General features: G+C 65.4%; 27 protein-coding genes and 2 tRNA genes. 15 read left to right on the plus strand and 14 right to left on the minus strand.

From position 1 onward, the window contains the following. Positions 1–2: 2 nt before the first annotated feature. The gene (locus tag M9799_RS01445) at positions 3–359 is read right to left on the minus strand and encodes a c-type cytochrome (RefSeq protein WP_231042641.1); all 357 of its coding nucleotides are present in this window, start codon (positions 357–359) and stop codon (positions 3–5) included. 89 nt (positions 360–448) lie between these two features. On the opposite strand from M9799_RS01445, the gene M9799_RS01450 reads away from it, so the two are divergent. Next, complete coding sequence (locus tag M9799_RS01450) at positions 449–1,312, plus strand: c-type cytochrome (RefSeq protein WP_231042642.1); 864 nt, start codon at positions 449–451, stop codon at positions 1,310–1,312. Between the two features lie 75 nt (positions 1,313–1,387). Here M9799_RS01450 and M9799_RS01455 read toward each other — a convergent pair. From M9799_RS01455 to uvrC, 8 genes are all read right to left on the minus strand, one after another. After that, a tRNA-His gene (locus M9799_RS01455) sits at positions 1,388–1,463 on the minus strand. A gap of 71 nt (positions 1,464–1,534) precedes the next feature. Continuing rightward, positions 1,535–3,442, minus strand: coding sequence for a SurA N-terminal domain-containing protein (locus M9799_RS01460; protein WP_231042643.1), 1,908 nt, complete (start codon positions 3,440–3,442; stop codon positions 1,535–1,537). A gap of 276 nt (positions 3,443–3,718) precedes the next feature. Next, positions 3,719–4,195 carry a type II toxin-antitoxin system death-on-curing family toxin gene (locus M9799_RS01465; protein ID WP_231042644.1) on the minus strand — a complete coding sequence of 159 codons (477 nt, stop codon included), beginning with the start codon at positions 4,193–4,195 and terminating at the stop codon, positions 3,719–3,721. Then, the gene (locus tag M9799_RS01470; RefSeq protein WP_231042645.1) at positions 4,195–4,371 is read right to left on the minus strand and encodes a hypothetical protein; all 177 of its coding nucleotides are present in this window, start codon (positions 4,369–4,371) and stop codon (positions 4,195–4,197) included. The genes M9799_RS01465 and M9799_RS01470 overlap by 1 nt, the downstream gene beginning before the upstream one ends. A 186-nt stretch (positions 4,372–4,557) precedes the next feature. Next, positions 4,558–4,633, minus strand: a tRNA-Val gene (locus tag M9799_RS01475). A 14-nt stretch (positions 4,634–4,647) separates the two neighbouring features. Then, complete coding sequence (locus M9799_RS01480) at positions 4,648–4,920, minus strand: HU family DNA-binding protein (protein WP_231042646.1); 273 nt, start codon at positions 4,918–4,920, stop codon at positions 4,648–4,650. A 199-nt stretch (positions 4,921–5,119) separates the two neighbouring features. Further along, complete coding sequence (gene pgsA, locus M9799_RS01485) at positions 5,120–5,689, minus strand: CDP-diacylglycerol--glycerol-3-phosphate 3-phosphatidyltransferase (RefSeq protein WP_231042647.1); 570 nt, start codon at positions 5,687–5,689, stop codon at positions 5,120–5,122. A 44-nt stretch (positions 5,690–5,733) separates the two neighbouring features. After that, on the minus strand, positions 5,734–7,680 hold the full coding sequence (gene uvrC, locus M9799_RS01490; protein WP_231042648.1) for an excinuclease ABC subunit UvrC: 1,947 nt from the start codon (positions 7,678–7,680) through the stop codon (positions 5,734–5,736). A gap of 107 nt (positions 7,681–7,787) precedes the next feature. Here uvrC and earP point away from each other — a divergent pair, with 107 nt between their 5' ends. Both earP and efp read left to right on the plus strand, forming a co-directional pair. After that, positions 7,788–8,882: an elongation factor P maturation arginine rhamnosyltransferase EarP gene (gene earP, locus M9799_RS01495; RefSeq protein WP_231042649.1), complete on the plus strand. Its 1,095-nt coding sequence runs from the start codon at positions 7,788–7,790 to the stop codon at positions 8,880–8,882. 131 nt (positions 8,883–9,013) lie between these two features. Further along, positions 9,014–9,568 carry an elongation factor P gene (gene efp, locus M9799_RS01500; protein WP_231042650.1) on the plus strand — a complete coding sequence of 185 codons (555 nt, stop codon included), beginning with the start codon at positions 9,014–9,016 and terminating at the stop codon, positions 9,566–9,568. 59 nt (positions 9,569–9,627) lie between these two features. Here the strand turns inward: efp and M9799_RS01505 are convergent, their stop codons facing one another. From M9799_RS01505 to rimO, 3 genes are all read right to left on the minus strand, one after another. After that, positions 9,628–10,533: an aldo/keto reductase gene (locus M9799_RS01505; RefSeq protein ID WP_231042724.1), complete on the minus strand. Its 906-nt coding sequence runs from the start codon at positions 10,531–10,533 to the stop codon at positions 9,628–9,630. Between the two features lie 29 nt (positions 10,534–10,562). Continuing rightward, a complete protein-coding gene (locus M9799_RS01510; RefSeq protein ID WP_231042651.1) occupies positions 10,563–11,879 on the minus strand; it encodes an NTP/NDP exchange transporter in 1,317 nt (438 codons plus the stop codon). 116 nt (positions 11,880–11,995) lie between these two features. Then, the gene (gene rimO / locus M9799_RS01515; protein WP_377007027.1) at positions 11,996–13,375 is read right to left on the minus strand and encodes a 30S ribosomal protein S12 methylthiotransferase RimO; all 1,380 of its coding nucleotides are present in this window, start codon (positions 13,373–13,375) and stop codon (positions 11,996–11,998) included. Positions 13,376–13,841: 466 nt separating this feature from the next. Here rimO and M9799_RS01520 point away from each other — a divergent pair, with 466 nt between their 5' ends. The 9 genes from M9799_RS01520 (at position 13,842) to hemP (ending at position 21,209) form a co-directional block, all read left to right on the plus strand. Next, positions 13,842–14,144: an SWIB/MDM2 domain-containing protein gene (locus M9799_RS01520; RefSeq protein WP_175504292.1), complete on the plus strand. Its 303-nt coding sequence runs from the start codon at positions 13,842–13,844 to the stop codon at positions 14,142–14,144. Between the two features lie 246 nt (positions 14,145–14,390). Next, positions 14,391–16,625, plus strand: a complete 2,235-nt coding sequence (locus M9799_RS01525) for a TonB-dependent receptor (protein WP_231042653.1) — start codon at positions 14,391–14,393, stop codon at positions 16,623–16,625. A gap of 18 nt (positions 16,626–16,643) precedes the next feature. Continuing rightward, on the plus strand, positions 16,644–17,333 hold the full coding sequence (locus M9799_RS01530; RefSeq protein WP_231042654.1) for a Fe2+-dependent dioxygenase: 690 nt from the start codon (positions 16,644–16,646) through the stop codon (positions 17,331–17,333). A gap of 13 nt (positions 17,334–17,346) precedes the next feature. Continuing rightward, positions 17,347–18,462 (plus strand): alpha-hydroxy acid oxidase, encoded by a 1,116-nt coding sequence (locus tag M9799_RS01535; RefSeq protein ID WP_231042655.1) that lies wholly within the window; start codon positions 17,347–17,349, stop codon positions 18,460–18,462. Between the two features lie 123 nt (positions 18,463–18,585). Further along, positions 18,586–18,852: a (2Fe-2S)-binding protein gene (locus M9799_RS01540; protein WP_175504295.1), complete on the plus strand. Its 267-nt coding sequence runs from the start codon at positions 18,586–18,588 to the stop codon at positions 18,850–18,852. A gap of 98 nt (positions 18,853–18,950) precedes the next feature. Further along, positions 18,951–19,661, plus strand: a complete 711-nt coding sequence (locus tag M9799_RS01545) for an energy transducer TonB (protein ID WP_231042656.1) — start codon at positions 18,951–18,953, stop codon at positions 19,659–19,661. A 15-nt stretch (positions 19,662–19,676) separates the two neighbouring features. Further along, positions 19,677–20,402 (plus strand): MotA/TolQ/ExbB proton channel family protein, encoded by a 726-nt coding sequence (locus M9799_RS01550; RefSeq protein WP_231042657.1) that lies wholly within the window; start codon positions 19,677–19,679, stop codon positions 20,400–20,402. 2 nt (positions 20,403–20,404) lie between these two features. After that, positions 20,405–20,815, plus strand: coding sequence for an ExbD/TolR family protein (locus M9799_RS01555; RefSeq protein WP_231042658.1), 411 nt, complete (start codon positions 20,405–20,407; stop codon positions 20,813–20,815). Positions 20,816–21,059: 244 nt separating this feature from the next. Next, a complete protein-coding gene (gene hemP / locus M9799_RS01560; protein ID WP_231042725.1) occupies positions 21,060–21,209 on the plus strand; it encodes a hemin uptake protein HemP in 150 nt (49 codons plus the stop codon). A gap of 255 nt (positions 21,210–21,464) precedes the next feature. Here hemP and M9799_RS01565 read toward each other — a convergent pair whose 3' ends face one another. Continuing rightward, positions 21,465–21,872, minus strand: a complete 408-nt coding sequence (locus M9799_RS01565; RefSeq protein ID WP_231042659.1) for a GlcG/HbpS family heme-binding protein — start codon at positions 21,870–21,872, stop codon at positions 21,465–21,467. Between the two features lie 188 nt (positions 21,873–22,060). Here M9799_RS01565 and M9799_RS01570 point away from each other — a divergent pair, with 188 nt between their 5' ends. Beyond that, the gene (locus M9799_RS01570) at positions 22,061–22,753 is read left to right on the plus strand and encodes a Bax inhibitor-1/YccA family protein (RefSeq protein WP_231042660.1); all 693 of its coding nucleotides are present in this window, start codon (positions 22,061–22,063) and stop codon (positions 22,751–22,753) included. Between the two features lie 114 nt (positions 22,754–22,867). Further along, on the plus strand, positions 22,868–23,239 hold the full coding sequence (locus M9799_RS01575) for a hypothetical protein (protein ID WP_231042661.1): 372 nt from the start codon (positions 22,868–22,870) through the stop codon (positions 23,237–23,239). A gap of 45 nt (positions 23,240–23,284) precedes the next feature. Here M9799_RS01575 and rlmD read toward each other — a convergent pair whose 3' ends face one another. Further along, entirely contained in the window at positions 23,285–24,742 is a 1,458-nt protein-coding gene (gene rlmD / locus M9799_RS01580) for a 23S rRNA (uracil(1939)-C(5))-methyltransferase RlmD (protein ID WP_231042662.1), read from the minus strand. Positions 24,743–24,821: 79 nt separating this feature from the next. Here rlmD and M9799_RS01585 point away from each other — a divergent pair, with 79 nt between their 5' ends. Beyond that, complete coding sequence (locus M9799_RS01585; protein ID WP_231042663.1) at positions 24,822–25,895, plus strand: P1 family peptidase; 1,074 nt, start codon at positions 24,822–24,824, stop codon at positions 25,893–25,895. The last annotated feature ends 75 nt before the right edge of the window (positions 25,896–25,970 follow it).

A 25,970-nucleotide genomic window follows, 5' to 3' on the forward strand; every position in this document is an offset into this window, starting at 1 on the left:
CTTCATTCCAGCGAAAAGAGAAAAGCGGCCATGGCCCGGGCATCCTCTGCCGAAACGCCCATGTCGGGCATGGCAGTGCCCGGCACCAGCGCCTGCGGCGCCATGATCCATTGCGCCAGCATCGCCGGCGTGTTGGGGATCCGCCCCGCGATATAGCTGCGCTGGCTCCAGGCATCGAGTGGCTGCGCCACCGGGCCGCGGGAAATGGGCACTTCGGGAATGGTGTGGCAGGCGCCGCACTGGTACTGCCCCAGCAACGCCTTGCCGCGCTCGATCAGGATGCGCGCCTCGGGCGCGGGTGTCGATCGGTCTTGCCCTTGCGCTGCCGCGCAGGCACAGGCAAGACCCGCGAGCAGCATTGGCAGCAACGTAGGTGAAAAGGCATACTTGCGGCTCATTGATCCATTCTGTCGCACTAATGCGTGCAACTGACGCAAAATCGCAGCAAATGCGAAAAAACAAGCTGCTACTGATCATTGCCGTCACGACCATTGGAATCGGTCTTACAGCCGCCCTCACCGCCGCCGTGGTGGTCTATGCGGGAATCTATGATATTTCCGCCACCCGCCAGCATATCCAGCTCACGCACTCGCTGATGGAGACCGCGATGCGCCAGTCGGTGCGCCGCCAAGCCCGCAACATCGACGAACCGCCGCTCACCGACCCGCAGATGGCGCTGCGCGGTGCGGCCAGCTATCACAGCAACTGTGTGCAGTGCCATGGGGCCCCGGGCGTGGCACAGTCCGCCATCGGGCTGAGCATGCAACCGCTGCCCGGACCGCTGGTCGATGCGCGGGAGCACTGGCGCCCGCGCGAGCTCTACTGGGTGGTGCGCCACGGCATCAAGATGACTGGCATGCCGGCCTGGCAATACCGTCTGCCCGACGAACAGCTTTGGGAGCTGGTGGCCTTCATGCAGAAGTTGCCGCAACTCGATGCGACGCAGTACGCCCAGTGGACCCAATCCACCACTGCCCCGGCCGGCGGCCAGCGCAATGCTGCGGCGCAGGCACGGCCCGCGCCCGACTTCTCCCCCGATGTGGAGCGCGGCCGCCAGGCATTGCACCAATACGCGTGCAATGCCTGCCACAGCATTCCAGGCATCACCGGATCGGATGTCTATGTGGGCCCGCCGCTCAAGGGCATTGGCAATCGCACGCTGATTGCCGGCACGCTGGCCAACACACCGCAGAACCTGGCCCGCTGGCTGACCCATACCCAAGAGGTCAAGCCCGGCACCGCCATGCCCCAGCTGGGCGTCTCGCCCGAGGATGCGCAGGACATGGCGGCGTTTCTCGCCACGCTTCAATAGGAACCGGCGCATGCCATGAAGCATGCGCCCAAGACAAAAACGCCCCGAACCTGCATTCGGGGCGTTTTCAATATTTGGGGTGGCTGATGGGGCTCGAACCCACGACAACAGGAATCACAATCCTGGACTCTACCAACTGAGCTACAGCCACCGTAGAAGCATCCATTGTAACCGAGAAAATGCCACCCGATCACGAATTCGTCCATCGGGCGGCATGAAATCTCAGGGCCGGTCGACCTTGATCTGCACCTTGAAGCGCGACTTGAGCATCTCGTAGTAGGCCGCGCCCTCGGCGCCCGACCACCACTGGGCCAGTTGCTGCTTCTGTGCGGCAACGATCTGCGCGTCCTGGGCCGGGCGCTCGACCACGGCATTGACCTTGACGATGGCATACCCGAGGTTGCCAAGGTCCACACCGCTCCAGGCGGGCAGCGCGTTCACGGGCGCGTGCAGCGCGGCATCGATGACTTCGCGCGGCAGGCTCTGCGTCTCGTCGCGGCCGATCACCACGGCACTGCCGAGCGCGGCGCCAGGCGACGCGCCAGCAGGCTGTTCCTTCCAGGCCTTGAGCTGTGCCTGGCCCTGCTCGCGCGCAAGTTCCGCGGCCCGCTGCGCCACATACAGCGCGCGCACCTTGTCGGCCACTTCCTCGAAGGCCAGCGTGTGGGCCGGCGAGTAGGCGGTGATGCGGCCGGCGGCCATCACACCGGAGCCGATCTCGATCGCATCGGTGTTGCGCTTGGATTCGATCGATTCAGGCGCGAACAGCGCTTCCAGGAAACGCGGGTTGGCCAGCGCGCCTTGCGCCTCGGGGCTAGGGACGCGCGTCACGCGGTCGGCCTTTTGCACCGTCAGCTTGAGCTTGTCGGCCACGCCCTGCAGATTGTCCGCCTGCTCGTAGACGCCATTGGCGAACTGCTCGGCCACTTCGGCGAAGCGGCGCTGCGCGTGCTGCTCCTTGAGCTCCTTTTCCAGGCGCGGGCGGATTTCGGCAAAGCTCGGCTGGGGCGGGGTCTTGATGTCGGTCAGCTGGATGATGTGGAAGCCGAAATCGCTTTCGACCACTTCACTGATCTCGCCCTTCTTCAGCGCAAACGCTGCATCCTCGAAAGGCTTGACCATGGCGCCGCGGGCGAAGAAGCCCAGGTCGCCGCCGCTTTGCGCAGTGCCGCTGTCCTGCGAGGACTGCTTGGCCAGCGCGGCAAAGGACTGCGGATCCTTGCGCAGCTGCGCCAGCAGGGCCTGCGCCTGTTCGCGCGCCTTCATGCGGTCGTCGGCCGAGACGTCCTTGCCGGCGTTGATCAGGATGTGGCTGGCGCGGCGCTCTTCCTGGCCCGCCAGGCGGCTCAGGTTTTCCTGGTAGTACGTGCGCAGGTCATCTTCGTTGACTTCCATGGTCGACAACACGGCCGCCGTATCCAGCACCACATATTCCACGCTGGCCTGCTCGGCCTGCTGGAACTTGTCGGGATGGGCCTTGTAATAGGCCTGCAGCGCCTCGGGCGTGGCCTCGACCTTGGCCGCGAAATCGCGCGCCAGGAACTGCGCCACCTGCACCTCGCGGCGCTGGTAGAGCGCGTCCATCGCCAGCTTGAGCTGGCTGTCGGTCACGAAGGAGGAGTTGATGGCCGGCCCCATCACCTGGCTCAGCGACAGGTTGTTGCGCAGATTGGCCTCGAAGCCCTCGGGCGTCATGCCCTGCGCGCCGACCAGGGCGCGGTAGGCCTCGGCGTCGAGCGTGCCATCGGCGCGCTTGAGCGCCGCGATGGCCGGGATCTGCTGCAGGCTACGCACCAGTTGCGCGTCGCTGGCCACCAGGTGCATCTTCTGCGCCGCGGCCACCAGCACCCGGTCGCGCACCATGCGCTCGAGCGTGGCATAGCGCGCCTGGGGCGAATCCAGCAGCTTGGCATCGACTTCCGGGTTCGCGGCGCGCACCTGATCGCTTTCCATGCGGTGCGCGTTGTCCCAGTCGGACTGCTTGATATCGTGGCCATCGACCCGCGCCACCGTCGGGCTGGATTCCGAGAAGTAGTTCTGGTCGATGCCCACGAAGATGAACGAGGGAATGATCAGCAAGAACAACAAGATCATCACGAACCTGGAGTGCTTGCGGATGGCTTCAAACATAGTCGATCTTTCTGTGGAAGCAAGAAAAAAGGCGAACCCGGGTTCGCCTTAGTACGGTGCCGGTGCCAACGACGCCCGACAGTGGAATTGTGTCTAGAAAGGGTTTGAATTCCCTTGTTGAACGCTCCAACGCATGCCCGCCAACGAACCCAGCCCCTTGGTGAAGGAAACTGCGAAGATTCTAACTGCTGCGCCCGATGGCCCCTGGCGGCACGCTGCTAAATGCAACTGTGCCTCGCCACTGCGCAATGGGGCCAGAAAGCCAAGCGCGCACTTTCAGCGCCTTGAGCGCCTCATGCCTGAAGTCTTGGTCGGCTTAGGGGCAGGTTCGACCGCCTCCGATTGCGGAAATGATGGCTGGCCCACGCGCGCTGTTTGAGACTGATGCCATGCGCTGTACAGGAACACCGCAAACTCTGATGGGCCGAGCTTTCCTAGAGCGATCTCCACCATGACCTCCTCGAATGCCGCGCAAGCAGGCATGTGGAATCCCTCTTGCTCAAGATAGGCAAGCGTACAGGTAAGTCCAGTACGCTTGTTTCCGTCATTGAATATATGACCGCGCGCAATGGCAACTCCGTAGAGCGATGCGATGCCAAAGACATTGTCAAGCCCTGCGTAATGTACGTGCTGCGCTATTCGATGAAGCGCCGCTTCGACTCCTCCGTGCCCAGCCTGCGCCAATCCTGCAAGTCCACCCGACCGGGCAATGATTTCGTCATGGGTGGAAATGACGAAATCCGGGTCGAGCATCAGCGGCTCTTCAATGCCTCCAGCACTTGCCAGTGCCTGGCTATCACCAAGCGAACGGCACGCAACATCTCTTCCTTCTGTGCTGCCGTTTTCTCACCAACCGGTACTTTGGGCGGAAAGTGTTCAAGTGGGCGCAAAGTCACCCCATGCAACTTGCGCTCGACAGGTTCTGTCATATGCATTCCTTCACATCTACGAATCATGCATTCGGCTTTCATGAAAATGTATAGGAACCTGCCCTCGCGCGCTATTCACCACGACGGCAGGCCAGTCTTTTCACCGGACTTGGCTGCACAGGAAGCTACAACACAAAAGAAAAAAGCACCTGGATCTCTCCAAGTGCTTGTTTTCATTGAGTTTGATGGTGGGTGCTGACGGGATCGAACCGCCGACCTACTCCGTGTAAAGGAGCCGCTCTACCGACTGAGCTAAGCACCCATCGCAACTGTTTGTCAGTTCAACGCATCCTTCAATGCCTTGCCCGGACGGAATTTCGGCACCTTGGCGGCCTGGATCTCGATCGTGGCGCCGGTGCGGGGGTTGCGGCCGGTGCGCGTGGAACGCTCACCCACGGTGAAGGTTCCAAAACCGACGAGCGATACTGTACCACCCTTTTTGAGGGTCTTCTTCACGGCTTCGATGGTCGATTCCAGAGCGCGCGCGGCGGCGGCCTTGGAGATGTCGGCATTGTTCGCGATGTGCTCAATCAGTTCGGTCTTATTCACAACAGGCCTCTCGAGAAATGGTGGATGGACGGCGCGCAACCCATCATTGCGGCGCCTGCCATCGACCTTCCAAGTGTCAATGTTCTCCGCTGCAATCCCAGCGGCAGCAGCGATTCTAGCTGCAATTGGGGGGCCTCCCGCCGCAGGCCGCGCTTTTTGTGGCGCGCGCCCGGCAGGGCTTTCCCGGGGCGACAGCTGCCTAGCGCTGCACCCGCGCGCGGATCTCGGGCACGGCCTTTTGCAGATAGTAGGCCATCGACCACACGGTGAGCACCGCCGCGATCCAGATCAGCACATGGCCCCAGACGCCGGTGTCCATCACGCCGAAAAGCATCCCGTCATACAGCAGGAAGGGAATGGCCACCATCTGCGCGGTGGTCTTGAGCTTGCCCAGCATGTGCACCGCCACGCTCTTGCTGGCGCCGATCTGCGCCATCCACTCGCGCAGCGCCGAGATGGCGATCTCGCGGCCGATGATGATCAGCGCGACGAACACGTCGGCGCGCTGCAGGTGCACCAGCACCAGCAGCGAGGCGCAGACCAGGAACTTGTCCGCCACCGGGTCGAGAAAGGCGCCGAAGGAGGAGGTCTGGTTGAGCTTGCGCGCCAGGTAGCCGTCAAGCCAGTCGGTTGCCGCGAACACCACGAACATGACCGTGGCCAGCAGGTTTTGCAGCCCTGGATCCATGGGGGTGTAGAACACCCCCACGATCAGAGGTATCGCGACGATGCGCGTCCAGGTCATCAAGGTGGGGATGGTCAGAAACATAGCGCGATTGTGTCATGCGGCGAAGGTCTTGATGGGCATCGTGGTCAGTGCAGGGCCCTGTAGATCGTGTCCGCCAGTTCGCGCGAGATGCCCTCGACCTTCATCAGGTCCTCGACGCTGGCATCGGCCACGCCGCGCACGCCGCCAAAGCGCTGCAGCAGGCGCGCGCGCTTCTTCGGGCCCACGCCGGCGATCTCCTCGAGCTGGCCGCCGCCGATGCGCACCTTGGCGCGCGCAGCGCGCATGCCGGTGATGGCAAAGCGGTGCGCCTCGTCGCGGATCTGCGCCACCAGCATCAGCGCCGCGGAATCCTTGCCCAGATAGACCTTCTCGCGCCCGTCGGCGAACACCAGCTCCTCCAGGCCCACCTTGCGCTTGTCGCCCTTCTCCACGCCAACGATGCGCGACAGGTCCAGCCCCAGCGCCTCGAACACCTCGCGCGCCATGCTGACCTGGCCCACACCGCCGTCGACCAGCACCAGATCGGGCAGCCGCGCCTGGCCCGCGGCCGGCTCGGCGCCGCCGGCCTCGCGCTGGGCCTCGGCCACGCGGCCGTAGCGGCGCATCAGCACCTGGCGCATGGCCGCGTAGTCATCGCCGCCAACGATGCCCTCGATGTTGAAGCGCCGGTATTCGCTGCTTTGCATCTTGTGGTGGTGGAACACCACGCACGAGGCCTTGGTCGCCTCGCCCGAGGTGTGGGAGATGTCGAAGCACTCGATGGTCAGGCTGTCGAGATCGTGGGTCGGCAGGTCGAGCGCCTCGGCCAGCGCGCGCGTGCGCGCCTGCTGCGAGCCCTCCTCGGCCAGCAGCCGCGCGAGCTGCAGCTCGGCATTGCGCTGCGCCATGTCGAGCCAGGCGCGGCGCTGCTCGCGCGGCTGGTGCAGCGCCGAAACGCGCACGCCGGTGGAATCCGACAGCGCCTTGACCAGCGCCTTGTCGACAGGGTGGCTCAGCACCAGCACCGGCGGCACGGGCACGCTGGTGTAGTGCTGCGCCAGGAAGGCCTCGAGCACCAGTACCTCGACGGGCCGCTGCACCGCCGCCTCGCCATCGTCCTCGGCGTCCTGAACCGCCGCGGCATCGCCCAGCTGCGAGGGGAAGTACGGCCGGTCGCCCAGATGGCGGCCGCCGCGCACCATCGCCAGGTTCACGCAGGCGCGCCCGCCCTGCACGCGCACCGCGAGGATGTCGACGTCCTTGTCCGAGGTGGTCTCGATCGACTGCTGGTGCAGCACCCGCGACAGCGCCGTCACCTGGTTGCGCACCTCCGCCGCCTGCTCGAACTCGAGCGCCTCCGAATGCGCCAGCATGCGTTCCTCGAGCTGCTTGAGCAGCGACTGGGTCTCGCCGCGCAGCATGGCTTCGGCATTGCGCACGTCGATGGCATAGGCCTCGGGCGAGATCAGGTCCACGCAGGGCCCGGTGCAGCGCTTGATCTGATAGAGCAGGCAGGGCCGCGAGCGGTTGGCGAACACCGTGTCCTCGCAGGTGCGCAGGCGGAACACCTTCTGCAGCAGCTGGATGGTTTCCTTCACCGCCCAGGCGCTGGGATAGGGCCCGAAATAGCGGTTCTTGCGGTCCACGCCGCCGCGGTAGTAGGCCATGCGCGGAAAGCGCTGGCCGGGCGGCTCGCCCTCGCCGTCGTTCGCCGCCACCCCGGTGATCTTCAGGTAGGGATAGCTCTTGTCGTCGCGAAACAGGATGTTGTATTTGGGATGCTGGGTCTTGATCAGGTTGTTTTCCAGCAGCAGCGCTTCGGCCTCGGAGCGCACCACGGTGGTCTCCAGGCGCACGATCTTGCTGACCATGTGGCCGATGCGCGTGCCGCCATGGTTCTTCTGGAAATAGTTGGCGACGCGGCGCTTGAGGTTGCGCGCCTTGCCTACGTACAGCAGCCCGCCCTGGGCATCGAAGTAGCGGTAGACGCCAGGCAGCGAAGGGAGGGCCGCGACCTGGGCCAGCAATTCATCGGAATGCATTTCAGACATGGCGCTATTGTGGCGGGCCTGGCGCGTGCCGAGGGCAAGCTTTGCAAGTGCCCGTATCGGCGTACCGAAAGCGGTACGATCGGCGCCCCGCCCCTGCCCGCCTTCACATGACCGCGAATCGCCCCCTCCGCTGGGATATCTTCTGCCAGGTGATCGACAACTTCGGTGATGTGGGCGTCTGCTGGCGCGCCGCCGCCGAGCTGGCCGCGCGCGGCGAGCAGGTGCGGCTGTGGCTTGACGACGCCAGCGCGCTGGCCTGGATGGCACCTGCGCCCCACCCGGCAGGCCTGAACGTACATGCCTGGCCCGGCCAGCCTGCGCTGCTGCCCGCCGATGGCGCGGGCGATGTCGTGATCGAGGCCTTCGGCTGCACGCTGCCCGAGCCGTTTCTCGCATTGATTGCCCAGCGGCATGCGCGCCAGGCCCTGGGCGGTGCGCAGTCGCCGGTCTGGATCAACCTCGAATACCTGAGCGCCGAGGCTTATGTGGAGCGTTGCCATCGCCTGCCCTCGCGGCTGATGAGCGGCCCCGCGGCGGGGCTCACGCGCTGGTTCTTCTACCCCGGCTTCACGCCGCGCACCGGCGGGCTGCTGCGTGAAGCCGCATTCGACCAGCGCCAGTCGGCCTTTGACCGCGAGGCCTGGCGCACAGCGCGCGGCATCGACTCCTCCACGCGTTTGGTCTCGCTGTTTTGCTATGAGCCGCCAGCGCTGCCGCAACTGCTTGCGCAACTGCAGTCCGGCGATCCCAGCCATCTTCTGGTCACGCCCGGGCGCGCCACCGAAGCCGTGCGTGCCGCGCTGCCGCCTTCTGCACCCCTCCCGATCACCTGGCTCGCTCCCTGCGCACAGCCTGCCTTCGACGAGATGCTCTGGGCCAGCGACCTGAACCTGGTGCGCGGCGAGGACTCGCTGGTGCGCGCGCTCTGGGCCGGCGAGGCCTTCGTCTGGCAGATCTACCCGCAGCACGACAATGCCCACCATGCCAAGCTCGAAGCCTTTCTCGACTGGCTAGAGGCCCCGCCGTCGCTACGGTTGTTCCACCACCACTGGAACGGCATGCCGACGCACGGCAGCCTGCCGGTGCTGACGGCGCAAATGCTGGCCGACTGGCGCGACTGCGCCCGATCCGCCCGCGCGCGCGGGTGGGTCGTGGCCGATCTGATCAGCCAACTGCAGCAGTTTGTGGCAGAAAAAAGCTAAAATACCGGTTTCCCGCTGGACCACACCAGCGTTTCGTATCTCCCCCCGCCGCGGAACATGTTTCAATGCAGCAGGCCATCCGGCCGCGGCAGCTGGACGCGTTGAGCGGCACAACCTCCAGCAATCTAGCTATGAAAATCGCCCAAGAAATCCGCGCCGGCAATGTGATCATGTTCGGCAAGGACCCGATGATCGTCCTGAAGACCGAATACGCCCGCGGCGGCCGCGGCGCAGCCACCGTGCGCATGAAGCTCAAGGCCCTGCTGGGCAACATGGGCACCGAGAACGTGTTCAAGGCCGACGACAAGATCGACAACGTGATCCTGGACAAGAAGGAGTGCACCTACTCCTACTTCGCCGACCCGATGTATGTCTGCATGGACGAAGAGTACAACCAGTACGAAGTCGAAGCCGAGAACATGGGCGACGCGCTGAACTACCTGGAAGACGGCATGACCGTCGAAGTGGTGTTCTATGACGGCAAGGCCATCTCGGTCGAACTGCCCACCAGCGTCGTGCGCGAAATCACCTGGACCGAACCCGCCGTCAAGGGCGACACTTCGGGCAAGGTGCTCAAGCCCGCCAAGATCGCCACCGGTTTCGAAGTGGCCGTGCCGCTGTTCGTGGCCCAGGGCGACAAGGTCGAAATCGATACGCGTACCGGCGAATACCGCAAGCGCGTCTGATCGGACAGCTGCTTAGGAACAAGGCCCCTGCCCGCAGGGGCCTTTTTGTTTTTGGAACGTCAAAGACCGAGGGAACGCTGCCGCCAGAACGCAGCGTCGGGAATCACCCCCTGCCCTGCCCCCGCGTTGTCCGCCATATGCTGCGCCCGGCTGGTGCCTGGAATCACGCAGGTCACAGCCGGCTGGCTGAGCACGAACTTCAGCAGCACCTGGGCCCAGCTGCCGCATTCGATCTCGCGCGCCCATGCCGGCAGCGGCCGATCGCGCAGCTGGCGCAGCAGGTCGCCGCCGCCAAAGGGCTGGTTGACCAGCACCGCGATGCCCTTGTCCGCCGCCAGGGGCAGCAGGCGCTCGGCCGCGCCCTGGTCGTCCAACGCGTAGTTGATCTGCAGGAAATCGAGCGGCTCGCGGCGCATGACCGCTTCGACCTCGCGGAAGGCCGACTGCGTGTAATGGGTGATGCCCACATAGCGCACGCGCCCCTCGGATTTCCAGCCCCGGAGCGTCTGCAGGTGCGTCTGCCAGTCGACCAGGTTGTGGACCTGCATCAGATCGAGCTTCTGCGTGCCCAGCAGCGCCATGGACTCCTGCATCTGGCGGATTCCGGCCTCGCGCCCCGTGGTCCAGACCTTGGTCGCCAGAAAGGCCTGGCCGCGGCGGCTCGACTTCGAGAGAATCTCTCCCGTGGTGCGCTCCGCCAGGCCGTACATCGGCGAGCTGTCGAGCACCGAGCCGCCGGCATCGAACAGCGCCTCCACCACCGCCGGCAGCCGTGCATATTCGGCCGTGCCGGGCGCGTGGCCGAAGCCCACCCAGGTGCCACAGCCGACGACCGGCAGCTCTTCGCCGGTCGAAGGGATCCTGCGCTTGCGCATCCTGCCCGCGCTTGCGGCGCCGGCCGCGCCCTGCAGGCCCGCGCCCAGCGAGGCTGCCAGCGCGGCTCGCAGGAACTGCGCCCGGTCCATGCCGACGGCGCGTGGTTCGTGATCGAGGCTCATGCTGTCTCCGAAAGGGTTGTCGAGATTTCCACCGCCTGGCGCTGCTCCTGCCGCCGACCCAGCCAGACGCACAGGCCGCACCATCCCGCGGCGACCGGAATCGCCAGCAGCGCGACGCCGCCCACGCCTACGCCCAGCGCGGACAGTGCCGACGACAGCCAGCCGCTCACGGCATCGCCGCCGCGGTACACCAGCGTCTCGATGGCATTCTTGGCCTTGTATTTCTCCTCGCGGCGCACGACGGTGAACAGCACCTCGCGCGCAGGCCGGGCCACGGCGTAGTCCAGCGCCCGCCGCAGCACTTGGACACACGCCAGCACCAGCAAGGTCGGCGCCAGCGCCAGCGCGCCAAAGGCCGCGACGCTGACCAGGGGCAGCAGCGCCAGGCACAACACCAGCCCGAAGCGCCGCATCAGCCGCCCCGTGACCAGCACCTGCAGCGCCAGCGCGAGGCAAGAGACGCCCAGGTCCACGGCGGCAAACCAGCGCGTGCGCGATGCGGTGTCGGGCAGCGCATCCGCGACGATGCGCGCCTGCTCGAAGTACAGGAAGGTCGACGCCGCGGTATGCAGCAGCAGATACGCGCAGATGCCCAGCAGATAGGGAGAGCGCGCAATCAGCGACAGCCCGGCCCAGACCTGCCCGCGCAGCGGGCGCGAATGCGCCGGGACCACCGGCCCGGCTTCGTGGTGCGGATAGATCCCGCGAAAGCAGCGCAGCGCCAGCTCCAGCAGCAGCGCCGCCGCAAGCGCCAGCACCATTGGGTCGAACAGGGTCGAGGCGGCGGCGGCCAGCAGCGGGCCGAGCACCGTGCCGAGCGTGCCGCCGGCCGCAATGAAGCCAAACAGACGCCGGCCCTGCGCACTGCTGAAGCAGTCGTCCAGCACGCTCCAGAAGATGCTGACCACAAACAGGTTGAACACGCTGACCCACACGAAGAAGCAGCGCGCCAGCCAGGCGCTCTCCAGGTGCAGCGCCAGCAGCGCGCCGAAGGCCAGCAGCGTCAACGCAAAGAAACGGTAGACCCAGGGCACGAAGCGGCGCGGCGAAAACTTCGTCACCAGCCAGCCGAACACCGGCACCAGCGCCAGCATGGCGGCGAAGGTCGCGGTGAACAGCCAGCGCAGCTCCTCGGGCCCGCCCACCACGCCCAGCGCGTCGCGCAGCGGCCTGAGCAGGTAATAGCCTGAGAGCAGGCAGCAAAACCAGGCAAAGCCCAGCAGCGTGGCCTGCACTTCATGGGCTTCGACGGCCACCATGCGGTTCAGGAGCCGGTGCAGGCGCGATGGCAGGGCTTGGTTGAGGCTGGTCACAGCGCGACCATAAACCAAAGTGCCGGCAGCATGAAAAACACCCCGTGGCCGGAGGTTCATCCGGCTTTCGGGGTGGTTCGCAGGCAGGGCCCGTCAAGGCCCGCTGGAGCAGGAAATCAGATCGGCACGCCGACCAGATCGTGCCCCTGCGTGCCGACAATGCGCGCGCGCGTGAACTCGCCGGTCTTCATGGTCTTGCTGATCTTCTCCGGCGGCAGCAGATGCACCACGCCGTCGATCTCGGGCGCGTCGGCATAGCTGCGGCCCACGCCGCCCTTGCGGCCCAGCGCGGGCGCGGAATCGACCAGCACCTGCATGGTCGAGCCGATGCGCCGGCGCAGGCGCTTGGCCGAGACCTCTTCCGCCACTTCCATGAAGCGCGCGCGGCGCGCCTCGCGCACTTCCAGCGGCAGCATGCCGGGAATGTCGTTGGCCATGGCGCCTTCGACCGGGCTATAGGCAAAGCAGCCGGCGCGGTCGATCTCGGCAGCGCGGATGAAGTCCAGCAAGTGTTCGAACTCCTCCTCGGTCTCGCCCGGGAAGCCGGCAATGAAGGTGGAGCGGATGATCAGGTCGGGGCACATCTCGCGCCAGCGCTGGATGCGCTCGAGGTTCTTCTCGCCGCTGGCCGGGCGCTTCATGCGCTTGAGCACGTCCGGGTGGCTGTGCTGCAGCGGCACGTCGAGGTAGGGCAGCACGCGTCCCGAAGCCATCAGCGGAATGATCTCGTCGACGCTGGGGTACGGATAGACATAGTGCAGGCGCACCCAGGCGCCATGCGGCTCGGCCAGCTCGCCCAGGGCCTGCACCAGCTCCAGCATGCGCGTGCGCACGGGCTTGCCGTCCCAGAAGCCGGTGCGGTACTTGACATCGACGCCATAGGCCGAGGTGTCCTGGCTGATGACCAGCAGTTCCTTGACCCCGCCCTCGAACAGCGCCTTGGCTTCCTTGAGCACGTCGCCGATCGGGCGCGACACCAGGTCGCCGCGCATCGAGGGGATGATGCAGAAGGTGCAGCGGTGGTTGCAGCCCTCGCTGATCTTCAGATAGGCGTAGTGCTTGGGCGTGAGCTTGAGCCCGGCCTCGCCGAACGCGCCCGGCACCAGGTCGATGAAGGGGTCGTGCGGCTTGGGCAGGTGGGTGTGCACCGCATCCATGACCTCCTGCGTCGCGTGCGGACCGGTCACGGCCAGCACGCTGGGGTGGATCTGGCGCACCATGTTGCCACCATCGCTGCCGGACTTCGCGCCCAGGCAGCCGGTCACGATGACCTTGCCGTTCTCGGCCAGCGCCTCGGCAATGGTGTCCAGGCTTTCCTTGACGGCGTCGTCGATGAAGCCGCAGGTGTTGACGATCACCAGGTCGGCGCCCTGGAAGGTCTTGGCGGTCTCATAGCCCTCGGCGCTCAGCTGCGTGAGGATCAGTTCGGAATCGGTCAGCGCCTTCGGGCACCCGAGGCTGGCGAAGCCGATTTTCGGAGTTTTTGCTTGCTGCAATTTATTCAACCTGTTGGTGGGCAAGCAGATTGATCGGGGGCAATCTGCGCATGCTTGTGGAATGGCCCGGGCGGTGGAAGCGCGCGGCCTGAGGCGGCAAGCCAGCGGCACGCGGCCATTCAAGACAATGGCGCCATGAAGCCCGGCTGGCGCGAGGCAGAAGGCATGAAGGCGCGGTGGCGCGCATTCTAACTTGTGGCGGCACACCCGGCGGCATGCCGGGCCATTGCCCCTCGCACCCCTGCATCGAGGCGCCCCTGCCCTGGCCGCTCCCCGGGAAAACCTGGGGCAAATGGCCTTCCCACCCGCCTGGACGGGCGTATACAGTGCACAGGTACAACAAATCAGGGTAAAAAAGCACCCAGGCTACTAGGAAAGCACAATTTTTCCCATTAGCATCTGTTGAACCGATAAGAAGCGCACGCTTGGCATTGGTCAAGAATTCTCACCAACTAGGAAAAGCAACATGGCAACTGCAAAGAAGGCACCGGCCGCAGCTTCTGCGACACCCGCTAAGAAACGCACCCCCAACGCCGCCTTCATGAAACCGCTGACACCGAGCCCGGCCCTGGCCGCGGTGGTGGGTTCGGCTCCGCTGCCACGCACGGAAGTCATCAGCAAGCTGTGGGTCTACATCAAGGCCAACAAGCTGCAGGATGAGTCCAACAAGCGCATGATCAACGCCGACGCCAAGCTGAAGGAAGTCTTCGGCAAGCCCCAGGTCTCGATGTTCGAGATGGCCGGCCTGATCGGCAAGCACGTGAAGTAATTCTTCGCGCACCACGAGAAGCCGGCAGATGCCGGCTTTTTTTGTCTGCCGGCGATTGAATTTCTCGAAAGCGTTGCTTAAAACCTACGTGGCAATGCGAATTAATCCTATTCATATTTATGATCCGCTCCGGCCGGCAGGAGTCGAAACGGATCATCCGCCATGCTCTCCGGTCCAAAAATCAAGTGGCTCTCCCAGAGGGCCCAATACCATTCCCGGAGCATTATTTTGAAGACCACAGCGCCCATGGCGGCTGCCGAATCCGGCACCGCCGCCCCTTCCACGTCGACCTCCGACAAAACCCTGCTGCCCCTGGGAGCGATGCTGCTTGCCGCCTCCGTCGGCAGCTGGGCCCAGTCGCCCGCCGCGCCCGAAGCCACGATGGGCACGGTGACCGTGCGCGAAGCCGCCGAGGTGCAGGGCAAGGACACGCTGCTCATCAAGCAGACCACGGTCGGCAAGGGCAAGCAGGACATCAAGGACATCCCGCAGTCGGTCACGGTGTTCACCGAGCGCCTGCTTGCCGACCGCAACCAGGACGACTTCCGCGAAGTGCTGCGCACCACCGCGGGCGTCACCTTCCAGGCCGGCGAGACCGGCGAGGAAGATGTCCGCCTGCGCGGCTTTTCGCTCGGCCAGGCCGGCGATATTTACGTCGACGGCATGAAGGACGCGCCGCTCTACGAGCGCGATACCTTCAACAACGACCGCATCGAAGTGCTCAAGGGCTCGGCATCGATGCTGTTCGGCAAGGGCTCGACGGGCGGCGTGGTCAACCAAGTCAACAAGGCGCCGCTGCTGATCGACCAGCACGAAGCCTCCTACACGCTGGGGAACGGCAAATACCACCGCGCGCAGGGCGACTTCAACTTCAAGACCGGCGAGAACGCGGCGCTGCGCGTCAACGCCATGATCCACGACTCGGACAACTACGGCGCCAAGCAGGACAAGCGCGGCATTGCGCCGACCTTTTCCTGGGGCATCGGCACGCGCGATGAATTCTCTGTGGGCCTGTACTACCTCGACATCAAGGGACGCCCGAACTATAACTCGCCCTGGATCATCAGTAACGGCAGGATCGTGCCCACATTGCCGGCGAAGAACTACTACGGACTCAGCAGCGACCACCTCGACACTTCGTCGAAATACCTGACGCTGGGCCATATCCACCGCTTCGACGATGGCGGCGAGCTGCAGACGCGCCTGCGCCACGGCAAGTACGAGCGCGACCTGCTGGCCAGCGTGATCGGCTTCTCGGGTACCCGTCCCACCTCGCTGGACCAGATCACCGACGCCACCCGGCTCACGCGCACCTCCAAGGGCCGCATCGGCGAAAGCACGATGACGCAGCTCCAAAGCGACTACACCAATGAATTCAACTGGGGCGGCAACAAGCACCAGATCATTGCCGGCCTCGACTACTACCACGACGATGCGAACCGCAATTCGAACTATGCCAACGCAGCGGGCAACTCGGGCGCCAACCCGGCCCTACTGACCTCGGTCGGCACGCCCGACAACGGCGCCTGGGCGCCGGACAACCGCGCGCCCGTGGCGTTCAACACCTTCAAGGCGCAGAACATCGGCCTGTACCTGCAGGACACGATGTCGCTGACCTCGACCGTCAAGCTCGTCGGCGGCCTGCGCTACGACCAGTTCAAGGCCAGCTACCGCAATGCCACAGGTGCATTGAGCGACTCGACTTCGGAAGGCCTGTGGAGCCCGCGCGTCGGCGTGATCTTCCAGCCCGATGAGCTCAGTTCGTACTACGTGTCGTTCGGCACCTCGTACAACACTTCGGGCGACACCTACCAGTTCGGCGGCATCAATGCGGCCAGCGCGACCTCGGGCGGCACCGCATCGCTGGCAAACACCGCGCCGGAGAAGAGCCGCAATCTGGAAATCGGCGGCAAGTGGGAGCTGTTCGAGCGCCGCGCGCTGCTGGGCGTGGCCGCGTTCTACAGCGAGAAGTTCAACGAGCGCAACACCGACCCGGACGACGTCACTAACTATGTGCTGTCCGGCAAGCGCCACGCTGCAGGCATGGAATTCAACCTCGCGGGCCACATCACGCCGCAGTGGGACATCTTCTTCAACCACACCTGGATCCCCGAGGCGAAGATCGACCGGAGCAGCGTTGCATTCACCATTGGCGGCGCGCAGATCCAGGGCGACCGCCCTGCCCTGAGCCCCAAGCACAGCGGCAGCATCTGGTCTACCTATGCCGTGACTCCCAAGCTGCGCCTGGGCGCGGGCCTGACCTACCGCGACAAGCAAAGCCCCGAAGGTTCGCGCGCGCTGATGTCCAGCGGCTTTGCCACTATCGATGCGATGGCTGAGTACACTTTCGACCAGAAGACCTCGCTCAAGCTGAACGTCACCAACGTCAGCGACAAGCTGTATGCCGATTCGCTGTACCGCGGCTTCTACACCGCGGGCGCTGCGCGCGCCGTGCAGCTGACCGTCAAGACCCGCTTCTGATCCTGCCCTCTGCCCGCCATGCTCCTGCACCTGAAACAGGTTTTCACTCCGGACGAAGTCCAGGCCGCGCGCCAGTTGCTCGCAGACGGCGCGCCCTGGGTGGATGGCAGGGCCAGCGCGGGCGGGCAGGCCCAGGCCTTCAAGCACAACCAGCAACTGGCGCAGGGCAGCGATGCCTCGCAGCAGTTGCAGGCCCAGGTTCGGGCCGCGCTGAGTCGGGATCCGCTGTTTTTCTCGGCGGCCCTGCCCAAGCGCATCTTCAATCCGCTATTCAACCGCTACAGCGGCGGCACCAATTTCTACGGTGCGCACATCGACGGCGCCGTGCTGCATTCGCACAATCCGGCGCAGTGGGTGCGCAGCGACATCTCCTGCACGCTGTTCCTGAGCGCGCCCGAGGAATACGACGGCGGCGAGTTGCTGATCCAGGAGCCGCTGGGCGAGCGCCGCATCAAGCTGCCAGCCGGCGACATGATCCTCTACCCCGGCAGCACCGTGCACCAGGTCGCGCCCGTGACGCGCGGCGCGCGCATCGCGAGCTTCTTCTGGGTCGAGAGTATGGTGCGCAGCACCGAGCAGCGGCAGATGCTGTTCGACATGGACATGGCGCTGCTCAAACTGCGCGCCGAAGTCGGCGACAAGCACCCCAGCATGGTGCAGCTCACCGGCACCTACCACAACCTGCTGCGGCTCTGGGCCGACGTCTGAGCCCGGCCCCGCGATGGCATCTCCCCTCCCCGCCCTGCAGACGGTGGCGCCCGAAATCGTCAGCCTTGGCGACCACGAGCGGCGCGCCGCCGAAGTGCTTGACGCCAAGGCCTGGGCCTATTTCAGCGGCGGCGCCGCCGACGAGCGCTGCCTGCAGGCCAACCACAACGCCTGGGACGCCTTGGCGCTGTGGCCGCGCGTGCTGCGCCCGTTGGCCGAGGGGCATACCCGGACCCAGTTGCTGGGCCAGGAATATGCGCACCCTCTGCTGGTCGCGCCCATGGCTTTTCAGCGCCTGGCCCATGCCGATGGCGAGCTGGCGAGCGCTTATGCGGCAGCGGCTCTGGGCGCAGGGTTCACGCTGAGCACCCAGGCCAGCCTGCCCCTGGAGCTGCCGGCACGCGCCGTGCTCGGCACCGCCGGACGCGGGCCGCTGTGGTTCCAGCTCTACCTGCAGCATGACCGGGGTTTCACGCGCGAGCTGCTGCAGCGCGTGGAGAGCGCCGGCTACGAAGCCCTGGTGCTGACCGTGGATGCGCCCGTCTCGGGCGTGCGCGACCGCGAGCGCCGCGCGGGCTTTCGTCTGCCCGCGGGTATTTCCGCGGTCAACCTCCAGGGACTGGCAAGCGCCCCCCTCCCCACCGATGGCGCGCTGTGCGCCGGGCTGCTGCGCCATGCGCCGACCTGGGACGATCTTGCCTGGCTGCAGGGCGAGACGCGGCTGCCGGTGCTGCTCAAGGGCATCATGCACCCCAAGGATGCGCTGCAGGCCGCATGCCTGCAAGCCGCCGGCATCATCGTCTCCAACCATGGGGGCCGCACCCTGGACAGCGCGCCGCCCACGGCCGTGGCGCTGGCGCGGGTGGCCAAGGCGTTGAGGTCCGCGGGCCATACGCTGCCAGTGCTGGTCGACGGCGGCATTCGCCGCGGCACCGATGTGCTCAAGGCCATGGCTCTGGGCGCCAGCGCGGTGATGGTCGGCCGTCCCATCGTCTGGGGACTGGCCAATGCCGGAGCCGCAGGTGTTGCGCATGTGCTGCGGCTTTTGCGTGACGAATTGGAAGTCGCCATGGCGCTGACGGGCTGCGCCACCCTGGCCGACGCCACGCCCGAGCTGCTCGACACTTGATGATCGAGGGCGCTCGCTAAAGCCCTTGAAACCTTCAGGCTGAATTCAGGATTGCGAATGCGATGAGTTCTCATTTATAATCATCGCCATCCCTTCTCTAGCCAGCCACCACTGCCTGTTGCCATGATCGTCTGTGTTTGCCGCCGGGTTTCTGACCGCGAAATCGCACGCCACGCGCATGCGGGCATGAGTTTTGACGAAATCCAGTTCGAACTCGGCGTTGCCACCCAATGCGGGCGCTGCGAGAGCTGCGCGCGCGACGTGGTCGCGCAGTGCAGTGCCTCGGGAGCCGTGGCGTTGATACAGAATGCCACCCAGCCGATCCAGCTTGCCAACAATATCTTGGAAAGCAAAGCATGGCCCTCTTCTGCGTTCTGCTCGGCAGCCTGATACTTGTCATTGGATGCTCCTGGTGGATCTTCCATCAGTGAGCCTGGCTTTTGCCTGCAGCCCCCGGGTGCAGCGCGCGCTGAACCCACCTCTCGTATATGTCCCAGTCTGATAGATTTGCCCCTCCCGGAGGGATGAGCCGCAATATCGTCATTGCCGGCTCCGTGGTGGCGCTGCATGTGGCCGGCATCTGGGCCCTGCAAAGCGGCCTGATGCGCAAGGCCGTGGAAATCGTGGTCCCGGCCGAGGTACTGGCCGAGTTCATCGCCCCGCCCGCCCCCGAGGCGCCGCCGCCTCCGCCCCCTCCTCCGCCACCGCCGCCGAAGCCGCAGCCCAAGCCCGTGGTGCGCAAGGCGCCGATGCCCAAGGCCGTCGCCGACCCGGTGCCGCGCCCCGAAGCGCCCGTGGGAGCGATCGATCCCGAGCCGGCGCCCGTGGTCGAGGCGCCGCCGGCACCGCCTGCGCCGCCCGCTCCTCCAGCCCCGCCGGCGCCCCCGGCACCTCCCGCACCGCCTGCGCCACCGGTGATCCAGCTGCCGTCGAGCAATGCGGCCTATCTGAACAACCCCAAGCCCAGCTATCCATCCATCAGCCGGCGCATGGGCGAGCAGGGCAAGGTGGTGCTGCGCGTGTTCATCGATGCCGAGGGCCGGCCGCAGACCATCGAGATCCGCGAGTCCAGCGGCTTCGAGCGCCTGGACCAGCAGGCCGTCGAATCCGTCAAGCGCTGGCGCTTCGTGCCCGGCAAGCGCAATGGTGTTCCAGAAGCCATGTGGAACATCGTGCCCATCAATTTTGTTCTCGAATAATTTTCAGGAGTATTCATGGATTCCCATTTCGGCATTGCCAACGTCTGGACCCAGGGGGACTTCGTCACCCGCGCCATCGCCGTCATCCTCATCGGCATGTCGCTCGTCTCGTGGATCGTGATCATCCTCAAGGCGCTGGACATCTTCAAGTACCGCAAGCTGGCGCGCGCCTCGCATGATTTCTGGCACAGCGAGGACTTCGGCGCCGGCCTGGACAAGCTCGGCACCGATCCCACCAACCCCTTCCGCCACCTGGCGCTCGAGGGCCGCGAAGCCACGGCCCACCACCGCAAGAGCAGCGCGCATCTGCATGACACGCTGGACATCAGCGACTGGGTCACCCGTTCGCTGCGCAACTGCATCGACGAGTTCACCGCCCGCCTGCAGGGCGGCCTGGCCATCCTGGCTTCGATCGGCTCCACCTCGCCCTTCATCGGCCTGTTCGGCACCGTCTGGGGCATCTACCACGCGCTGGTCGCCATCGGCGCCACCGGCCAGTCCACCATTGACAAGGTGGCCGGCCCCATCGGCGAGGCGCTGATCATGACGGCGCTGGGCCTGGCCGTGGCCATTCCCGCGGTGCTGGGCTACAACGCACTGGTGCGCGGCAACAAGTCGATCCTCAACAACCTCAACAGCTTCGCGCATGACCTGCACGCCTACTTCGTGACCGGCGCCCGCGTCAACGTGCAGGGCGAGGGCGAGCCGGCCAAGGTGCTGCCGCTGAAGAAAGGTGCCTGAGCATGGCATTTGGAACCCAGGACGATTCCGATGAGGTGATGAACGAGATCAACATGACGCCGCTGGTCGACGTCATGCTGGTGCTGCTGATCATTTTCATCATCACCATTCCGGTGATGAAGCATTCGGTGAATGTCGATCTGCCGCAGGCCACCAACCAGCCGGAGAACATCAAGCCGCAGACCGTCAACCTGAGCATCGATGCCCAGGGCCAGTACCACTGGAACGAGCAGCCCATCAGCGACGAGGCGCTCGTGGCCCGGCTGCAGGCCGAAGGCGCCAAGGATCCGCAGCCGGACCTGCATATCCGCGGCGACAGGAACGTGCGCTACGAGCGCGTGGCCCAGGCCATGGCGGCCGCCCAGCGCGCAGGCGTGCGCAAGATCGGCTTCGTTACCGAGCCTAATCAATAAGCCCCACCAGCCGCTGCCGGCTTGCGTGGCCCAAGGCCCTGCCCTCCGATCCAGGAGGCAGGGCTTTTTCTTTCGCGGTAGATGGAACCCGTGGGTGGCATTTATTTACAAAAGTCGAAAGGCAAATGATTGACAGCTGATTGAGAATCAATATCATTAGCAAACACATTGACTTGAGGACCTACCCATGCCCGCTACCCTTTCCCTGCCCCGCACAGGCCAAGCCAGCCAGCTTTCCGTCCAGATGTCGCAACCCCTGGAGCGCGCCGAGAGCGCGCTGGGCATGAACAGCACCGAGCTGCTGCAGGGGCGCAAGTCCGTGACCATCCTGCACAACGGCATGCCCTATCGCCTGCAGGCCACCAAGCTGGGCAAGCTGATCCTCACCAAGTAATTCACTGTTTCATCGTGGGGCGACTCCTTGGCAGCGATGCCAATACGGGTCGTTTTGCCAGCCAACGGGCGTCTGTCCGCGTAGCCAGGCTTTTTTTCCACGCTTTGATAGGCAAAAAGCCGGTCGATGGACCGGCTTTTGCTTTGGGATCGGGACCAAGAGAAGGCTGGTGGCCCCACCTGAGCGCAGGCCGCTCATCCTACGACGGGGCCGCCCGGGCAAGCTCAGGACAAACGGTTTACCGCTCAGCGAAATTCAAAGGCCAATCGCGGCAATGCCGGCGCGGGCGATCTGTGCGTCCTCATTCGACTTCACGCCGCTGACGCCGACGGCGCCGATCACCTGGCCGTCCTTGACGATGGCCACGCCGCCTTCGAGCAGGCCCTGCAGCGCCGGCGCGCTCAGGAACGCAGTGCGGCCGCCGTTGATGATGTCCTCGTAGACCTTGGAGTCGCGGCGGCCCAGCGCCGAGGTGTTGGCCTTGGCGGGAGCGATCTGCGCGGAGATCGCGGCGGCGCCGTCCAGGCGCTGGAGCCACAGCAGATGACCGCCATCGTCGACGATGGCAATGCTCACCGCCCATTTGTTCTTCAGGGCTTCGGCTTCTGCCGCGGCGGCAATGGCTTTCACGTCGGCGAGTTCGAGTTCGTGCTTGGTCTTCATGCAAGGGCTCCGTTTGGTTTTGGCGAAAACAAGCAGCATAACGGGCAAAGCGATGCCAACTGTGCACTTCCTGCGCAAAAGATCCACAACCAAAACCAATTGATCGCAACCGGGTATTGCAATAGCCGATTGGCGCCGCCACCTAGAATGGACTATGCAATCGTGCATGCAACAAGGAGAGCGTCCGAATGAATGAACAAGTCACCACACTGGGCTCTGCGGGCTACGGTGTCTCGCAGCAACAGCGCAACAATGTCTTGCGCAATACCTATTGGCTGCTCGCCCTGAGCCTGCTGCCGACGGTACTCGGCGCCTGGGTAGGCGTTGCCACGGGCATCACGGCATCGCTGGGCGGCGTGGTCGGCCTCGTCGTGTTCATGGCCGGCGCCTTCGGCTTCATGTTTGCCATCGAGAAGACCAAGCATTCGGCGGCTGGCGTGCCGGTGCTGCTGGCCTTCACGTTCTTCATGGGTCTGATGCTCTCACGCCTCATCGGCTCGGTGCTGGGCTTCAGCAACGGTTCCCAGCTGATCATGACGGCTTTTGCCGGCACGGCCGGCGTGTTCTTCGTGATGGCCAGCCTGGCCAGCGTGATCAAGCGCGACCTGTCGGGCATGGGCAAGTGGCTGTTTGTCGGCGCAATGGTGCTGCTGGTGGGCATCGTGGTCAACATCTTCGTCGGCTCGACCGTCGGCATGATGGTCATCTCGGTGGCCGGCATCGGCATCTTCAGCGCCTACATGCTGTACGACCTCAAGCGCATCCTGGACGGCGGCGAGACCAACTACATCAGCGCCACGCTGGCCCTGTACCTGGACCTGTTCAACGTGTTCCAGTTCATGCTGTCGCTGCTGGGCATCATGGGTGGCGAGCGCGAATAAGCGCCCTGCTGTATAACGAAAAGGCCCTCAGGGGCCTTTTTTCATGGGCGTTTCATGGCGCTTGTGGAAATTCGTCCTCAATTTGCCATTCAAGCTGCCGATAATGCGTGGGACATGTCCAAATACGCCCTCACCTCCATGCGGTCCGCATTTCTTGCACTTCCCCTGCTGCTGCTTGCCGGCTGCAATATTCCCGGCCTCGGCCCCACGCCCCAGGCGCTGGCGCGCGAGAGCGAAGCCAAGGCCGTGGGCAGCGCCTGCCGCCATGCGATGCGCGGGCTCGAGGACTGCTATGTGCTCAATCCGAAGGCCACCAAGGCACTGGTGTTTGCCGGCTGGAAGGAAATGGACCAGTACATGCGCGAGAACAAGATCGAGGGCGTGCCCTCGGTGATCACGCAGCGCGACAAGCCCGCGCGCGCCGCCGCCAAGGACGACGATATCGAGACGGAACTGCGGCCGTCGGCCGCACGCAGCCGCGGTTGAGCAAGCTTTGCCAGCCCTGCTGCGGCAGGACTGGCGGGGTGAAACTCACTCCCGCTCGAACACCGCCATGCTCTCGACATGCGCCGTGTGCGGGAACATGTTGATCACGCCCGCGCTCAGGCAGCGGTAGCCTGCGCGGTTGACCAGCAGGCCCGCATCGCGTGCCAGCGTGGCCGGGTTGCAGCTCACATAGACGATGCGCTTGGGCGGCTGCCAGGCCTCGCTGCCCTCGGGCAGCGGCAGCGCGTCCTCGGCGCCGATGCGCGCCTGGTGGATGGCGGCCAGCGCCTGCGCCAGCGCGAAGGCGCCTTCGCGCGGCGGATCGACCAGCCATTTGTCGGCCACGCCATCGGCAATCAGCATCTCGGGCGTCATGTCGAACAGGTTGCGCGCGACGAAATCGGTGGGCGCGAGCGCAGCGCCGGGCTGGCGTTGCGCCTGGTTGGCGGCGAAATTCTCGCGCGATCGCGCGACCAGCGTCTCGCTGCCTTCGATGCCCAGCACCTCGCGCGCCTGGGTCGCCAGCGGCAGCGTGAAATTGCCCAGGCCGCAGAACCAGTCGATCACGCGTTCGTCCTTGTGCACGTCGAGCAGGCGCAGCGCGCGCGTCACCATCACGCGGTTGATGTGCGGATTGACCTGGGTGAAGTCGGTGGGCTTGAACGGCATGGTGATGCCGAATTCGGGCAACGCGTAGGCCAACTGCCGGGTCGGCGGATCCATCAGCTGCACGGTGTCCGGGCCCTTGGACTGCAGCCACCACTGGACGTTCTGCTCGGCCGCGAATGCGCGCAGCCGCGCCTGGTCGGCCTCGGACAGCGGCTCGAGGTGGCGCAGCACCAGCGCCGTGACGTCGTCGCCGCAAGCCACCTCGATCTGCGGGCAGGTCTCGCGCGCATCCATGGAGGCGATCAGCGCGCGCATCGGCAGCAGCATGTCGCTGACATGCTTGGGCAGCACCGGGCAGACTTCCATGTCGGCGATGTAACGGCTCTTGCGCTCGTGGAAGCCAACCAGCACCTTCTGCTTCTTGATCACGTAGCGCACCGAAAGGCGCGCGCGGTAGCGGTAGCCCCAGGCCGGGCCCTCGATCGGGCGCAGCACCATCTCGGGCTTGACCTTGCCGAGGTGCCAGAGGTTGTCTTCCAGCACGCGCTGCTTGACGGCCACCTGGGCCGAGACGTTCAGGTGCTGCATCTTGCAGCCGCCACAGGCGCCGTCGTGCAGGCCGAAATGCGGGCAGCCGGGCTTGACGCGCTGCGACGACTCGCGATGCACCGCCGTCAGGGTGCCGGACTCCCAGTTGTTCTTCTTGCGGTGCACGTTGGCGCTGACCCATTCGGTGGGCAGCGCGCCGTCGATGAACACCACCTTGCCGTCGGGCTGGCGCGCCACGCCCTGGGCATCCATGTTCATGGACTCGACGTCGAGCCAGCCCGGGGGCAGCGAGGAGGCGGTATCGGGGAGGATCGCGGGGGGATTGTTTTCGCTCAGGTCACTCATGGGCGAGATTGTCTCCGAACCCCGCCAGGGCAAGCGCGGCACGGGGCCTTTGGCGCCGGGGGATGGCCATAATGGCGCCATGTCTCCATCCATCTTGCCGGCGCGGCTTGCTCGGTCCGCAGGCAGCATCACGCGTGTTCAGGGTATCGAAGCCGGGCATTACACGGACACGCGCCGGCCCACGGGCTGCAGCGTGGTGATCGCGCGCGCGGGCGCCGTGGGCGGGGTCGATGTGCGCGGCGCCGCACCCGGCACGCGCGAGACCGATCTGCTGCACCCGACGAACCTGGTCGAGCGGGTGCATGCGGTGATGCTGTGCGGCGGCAGCGCCTGGGGGCTCGACGCGGCCAGCGGCGCGGTGCGCTGGCTCGAGGAGCAGGAGGTGGGCCTCGATGTGCGCTATGCGCGCCTGCCGCTGGTGCCGGCCGCGGTGCTGTTCGATCTGGGCGTGGGCGAGGCGCGCATCCGGCCCGACGCCGCAGCCGGCCATGCGGCCTGCGCCGCGGCCAGCCGCGCGGCGCCCGCCGAAGGCAATGTGGGCGCGGGCACCGGCGCCAGCGTTGGCAAGGTGTTTGGCATGGAGCATGCGATGAAGGGGGGCATAGGCACTGCCTCGGTGACGGTCGACGGCATCACCGTGGGCGCGCTGGTGGCCTGCAATGCGCTGGGCGATGTGCTGGAGCCCGAAACCGGACAGCTGCTTGCCGGCGCGCGCACCGCGGATGGCCGGCAGCTGCGCGATACGCGGCGCGCGCTGCTGTGCGGCGAGCTGCCGCAGCCGGTGCTTGCGGGCACCAACACCACGATCGGCGTGATTGCCACCGATGCGCAGATCAACAAGGCCCAGGCGCACCGCCTGGCCGTGGTGTCGCACGACGGGCTGGCGCGGGCGATCAATCCGGTGCATACGATGTCGGATGGGGATACGCTGTTCACGCTGGGAACCGGGGCTTCGGGCCGGACCTTGGGGATGATCACGCTGGCGGCGATGGCGGCGCAGGTAACGGCGGTGGCAACGGTGCGGGCGGTGCTTTGTGCGCGGGGGATCACCACGGCCGAGGGACTGTGGCTGCCTTCTGCTTGCGATCTTGATGACAGGACGTCCATGGTTCGACAAGCTCACCACGAACGATTTGGAAACCGTTCGCCCTGAGCCTGTCGAAGGGTGAAGCGGCCGGCGCCAGGAATGCAAACAGGCCCCATAAAGGAGCCTGCTTTTCTTAACCGT

It is taken from the genome of Comamonas endophytica (genome assembly GCF_023634805.2).
GTDB classification, from domain to species: Bacteria; Pseudomonadota; Gammaproteobacteria; order Burkholderiales; family Burkholderiaceae_C; genus Comamonas; species Comamonas endophytica.

Bases quoted from the DNA above. Each gene is read 5' to 3' on its own strand.
- M9799_RS01555 (WP_231042658.1), top strand. From the start codon at position 20,405: ATGGCATTTGGAACCCAGGACGATTCCGATGAGGTGATGAACGAGATC.
- M9799_RS01550 (WP_231042657.1), top strand. From the start codon at position 19,677: ATGGATTCCCATTTCGGCATTGCCAACGTCTGGACCCAGGGGGACTTC.
- M9799_RS01575 (WP_231042661.1), top strand. From the start codon at position 22,868: ATGTCCAAATACGCCCTCACCTCCATGCGGTCCGCATTTCTTGCACTT.
- M9799_RS01520 (WP_175504292.1), top strand. From the start codon at position 13,842: ATGGCAACTGCAAAGAAGGCACCGGCCGCAGCTTCTGCGACACCCGCT.
- hemP (WP_231042725.1), top strand. From the start codon at position 21,060: ATGTCGCAACCCCTGGAGCGCGCCGAGAGCGCGCTGGGCATGAACAGC.
- earP (WP_231042649.1), top strand. From the start codon at position 7,788: ATGACCGCGAATCGCCCCCTCCGCTGGGATATCTTCTGCCAGGTGATC.
- efp (WP_231042650.1), top strand. From the start codon at position 9,014: ATGAAAATCGCCCAAGAAATCCGCGCCGGCAATGTGATCATGTTCGGC.
- M9799_RS01565 (WP_231042659.1), bottom strand. From the start codon at position 21,872: ATGAAGACCAAGCACGAACTCGAACTCGCCGACGTGAAAGCCATTGCC.
- M9799_RS01470 (WP_231042645.1), bottom strand. From the start codon at position 4,371: ATGACAGAACCTGTCGAGCGCAAGTTGCATGGGGTGACTTTGCGCCCA.
- M9799_RS01445 (WP_231042641.1), bottom strand. From the start codon at position 359: ATGCTGCTCGCGGGTCTTGCCTGTGCCTGCGCGGCAGCGCAAGGGCAA.
- M9799_RS01460 (WP_231042643.1), bottom strand. From the start codon at position 3,442: ATGTTTGAAGCCATCCGCAAGCACTCCAGGTTCGTGATGATCTTGTTG.
- M9799_RS01505 (WP_231042724.1), bottom strand. From the start codon at position 10,533: ATGGACCGGGCGCAGTTCCTGCGAGCCGCGCTGGCAGCCTCGCTGGGC.
- M9799_RS01530 (WP_231042654.1), top strand. From the start codon at position 16,644: ATGCTCCTGCACCTGAAACAGGTTTTCACTCCGGACGAAGTCCAGGCC.
- M9799_RS01465 (WP_231042644.1), bottom strand. From the start codon at position 4,195: ATGCTCGACCCGGATTTCGTCATTTCCACCCATGACGAAATCATTGCC.
- M9799_RS01570 (WP_231042660.1), top strand. From the start codon at position 22,061: ATGAATGAACAAGTCACCACACTGGGCTCTGCGGGCTACGGTGTCTCG.
- pgsA (WP_231042647.1), bottom strand. From the start codon at position 5,689: ATGTTTCTGACCATCCCCACCTTGATGACCTGGACGCGCATCGTCGCG.
- M9799_RS01540 (WP_175504295.1), top strand. From the start codon at position 18,586: ATGATCGTCTGTGTTTGCCGCCGGGTTTCTGACCGCGAAATCGCACGC.
- M9799_RS01525 (WP_231042653.1), top strand. From the start codon at position 14,391: ATGGCGGCTGCCGAATCCGGCACCGCCGCCCCTTCCACGTCGACCTCC.
- M9799_RS01535 (WP_231042655.1), top strand. From the start codon at position 17,347: ATGGCATCTCCCCTCCCCGCCCTGCAGACGGTGGCGCCCGAAATCGTC.
- M9799_RS01585 (WP_231042663.1), top strand. From the start codon at position 24,822: ATGTCTCCATCCATCTTGCCGGCGCGGCTTGCTCGGTCCGCAGGCAGC.
- M9799_RS01450 (WP_231042642.1), top strand. From the start codon at position 449: ATGCGAAAAAACAAGCTGCTACTGATCATTGCCGTCACGACCATTGGA.
- rlmD (WP_231042662.1), bottom strand. From the start codon at position 24,742: ATGAGTGACCTGAGCGAAAACAATCCCCCCGCGATCCTCCCCGATACC.
- uvrC (WP_231042648.1), bottom strand. From the start codon at position 7,680: ATGTCTGAAATGCATTCCGATGAATTGCTGGCCCAGGTCGCGGCCCTC.
- M9799_RS01545 (WP_231042656.1), top strand. From the start codon at position 18,951: ATGTCCCAGTCTGATAGATTTGCCCCTCCCGGAGGGATGAGCCGCAAT.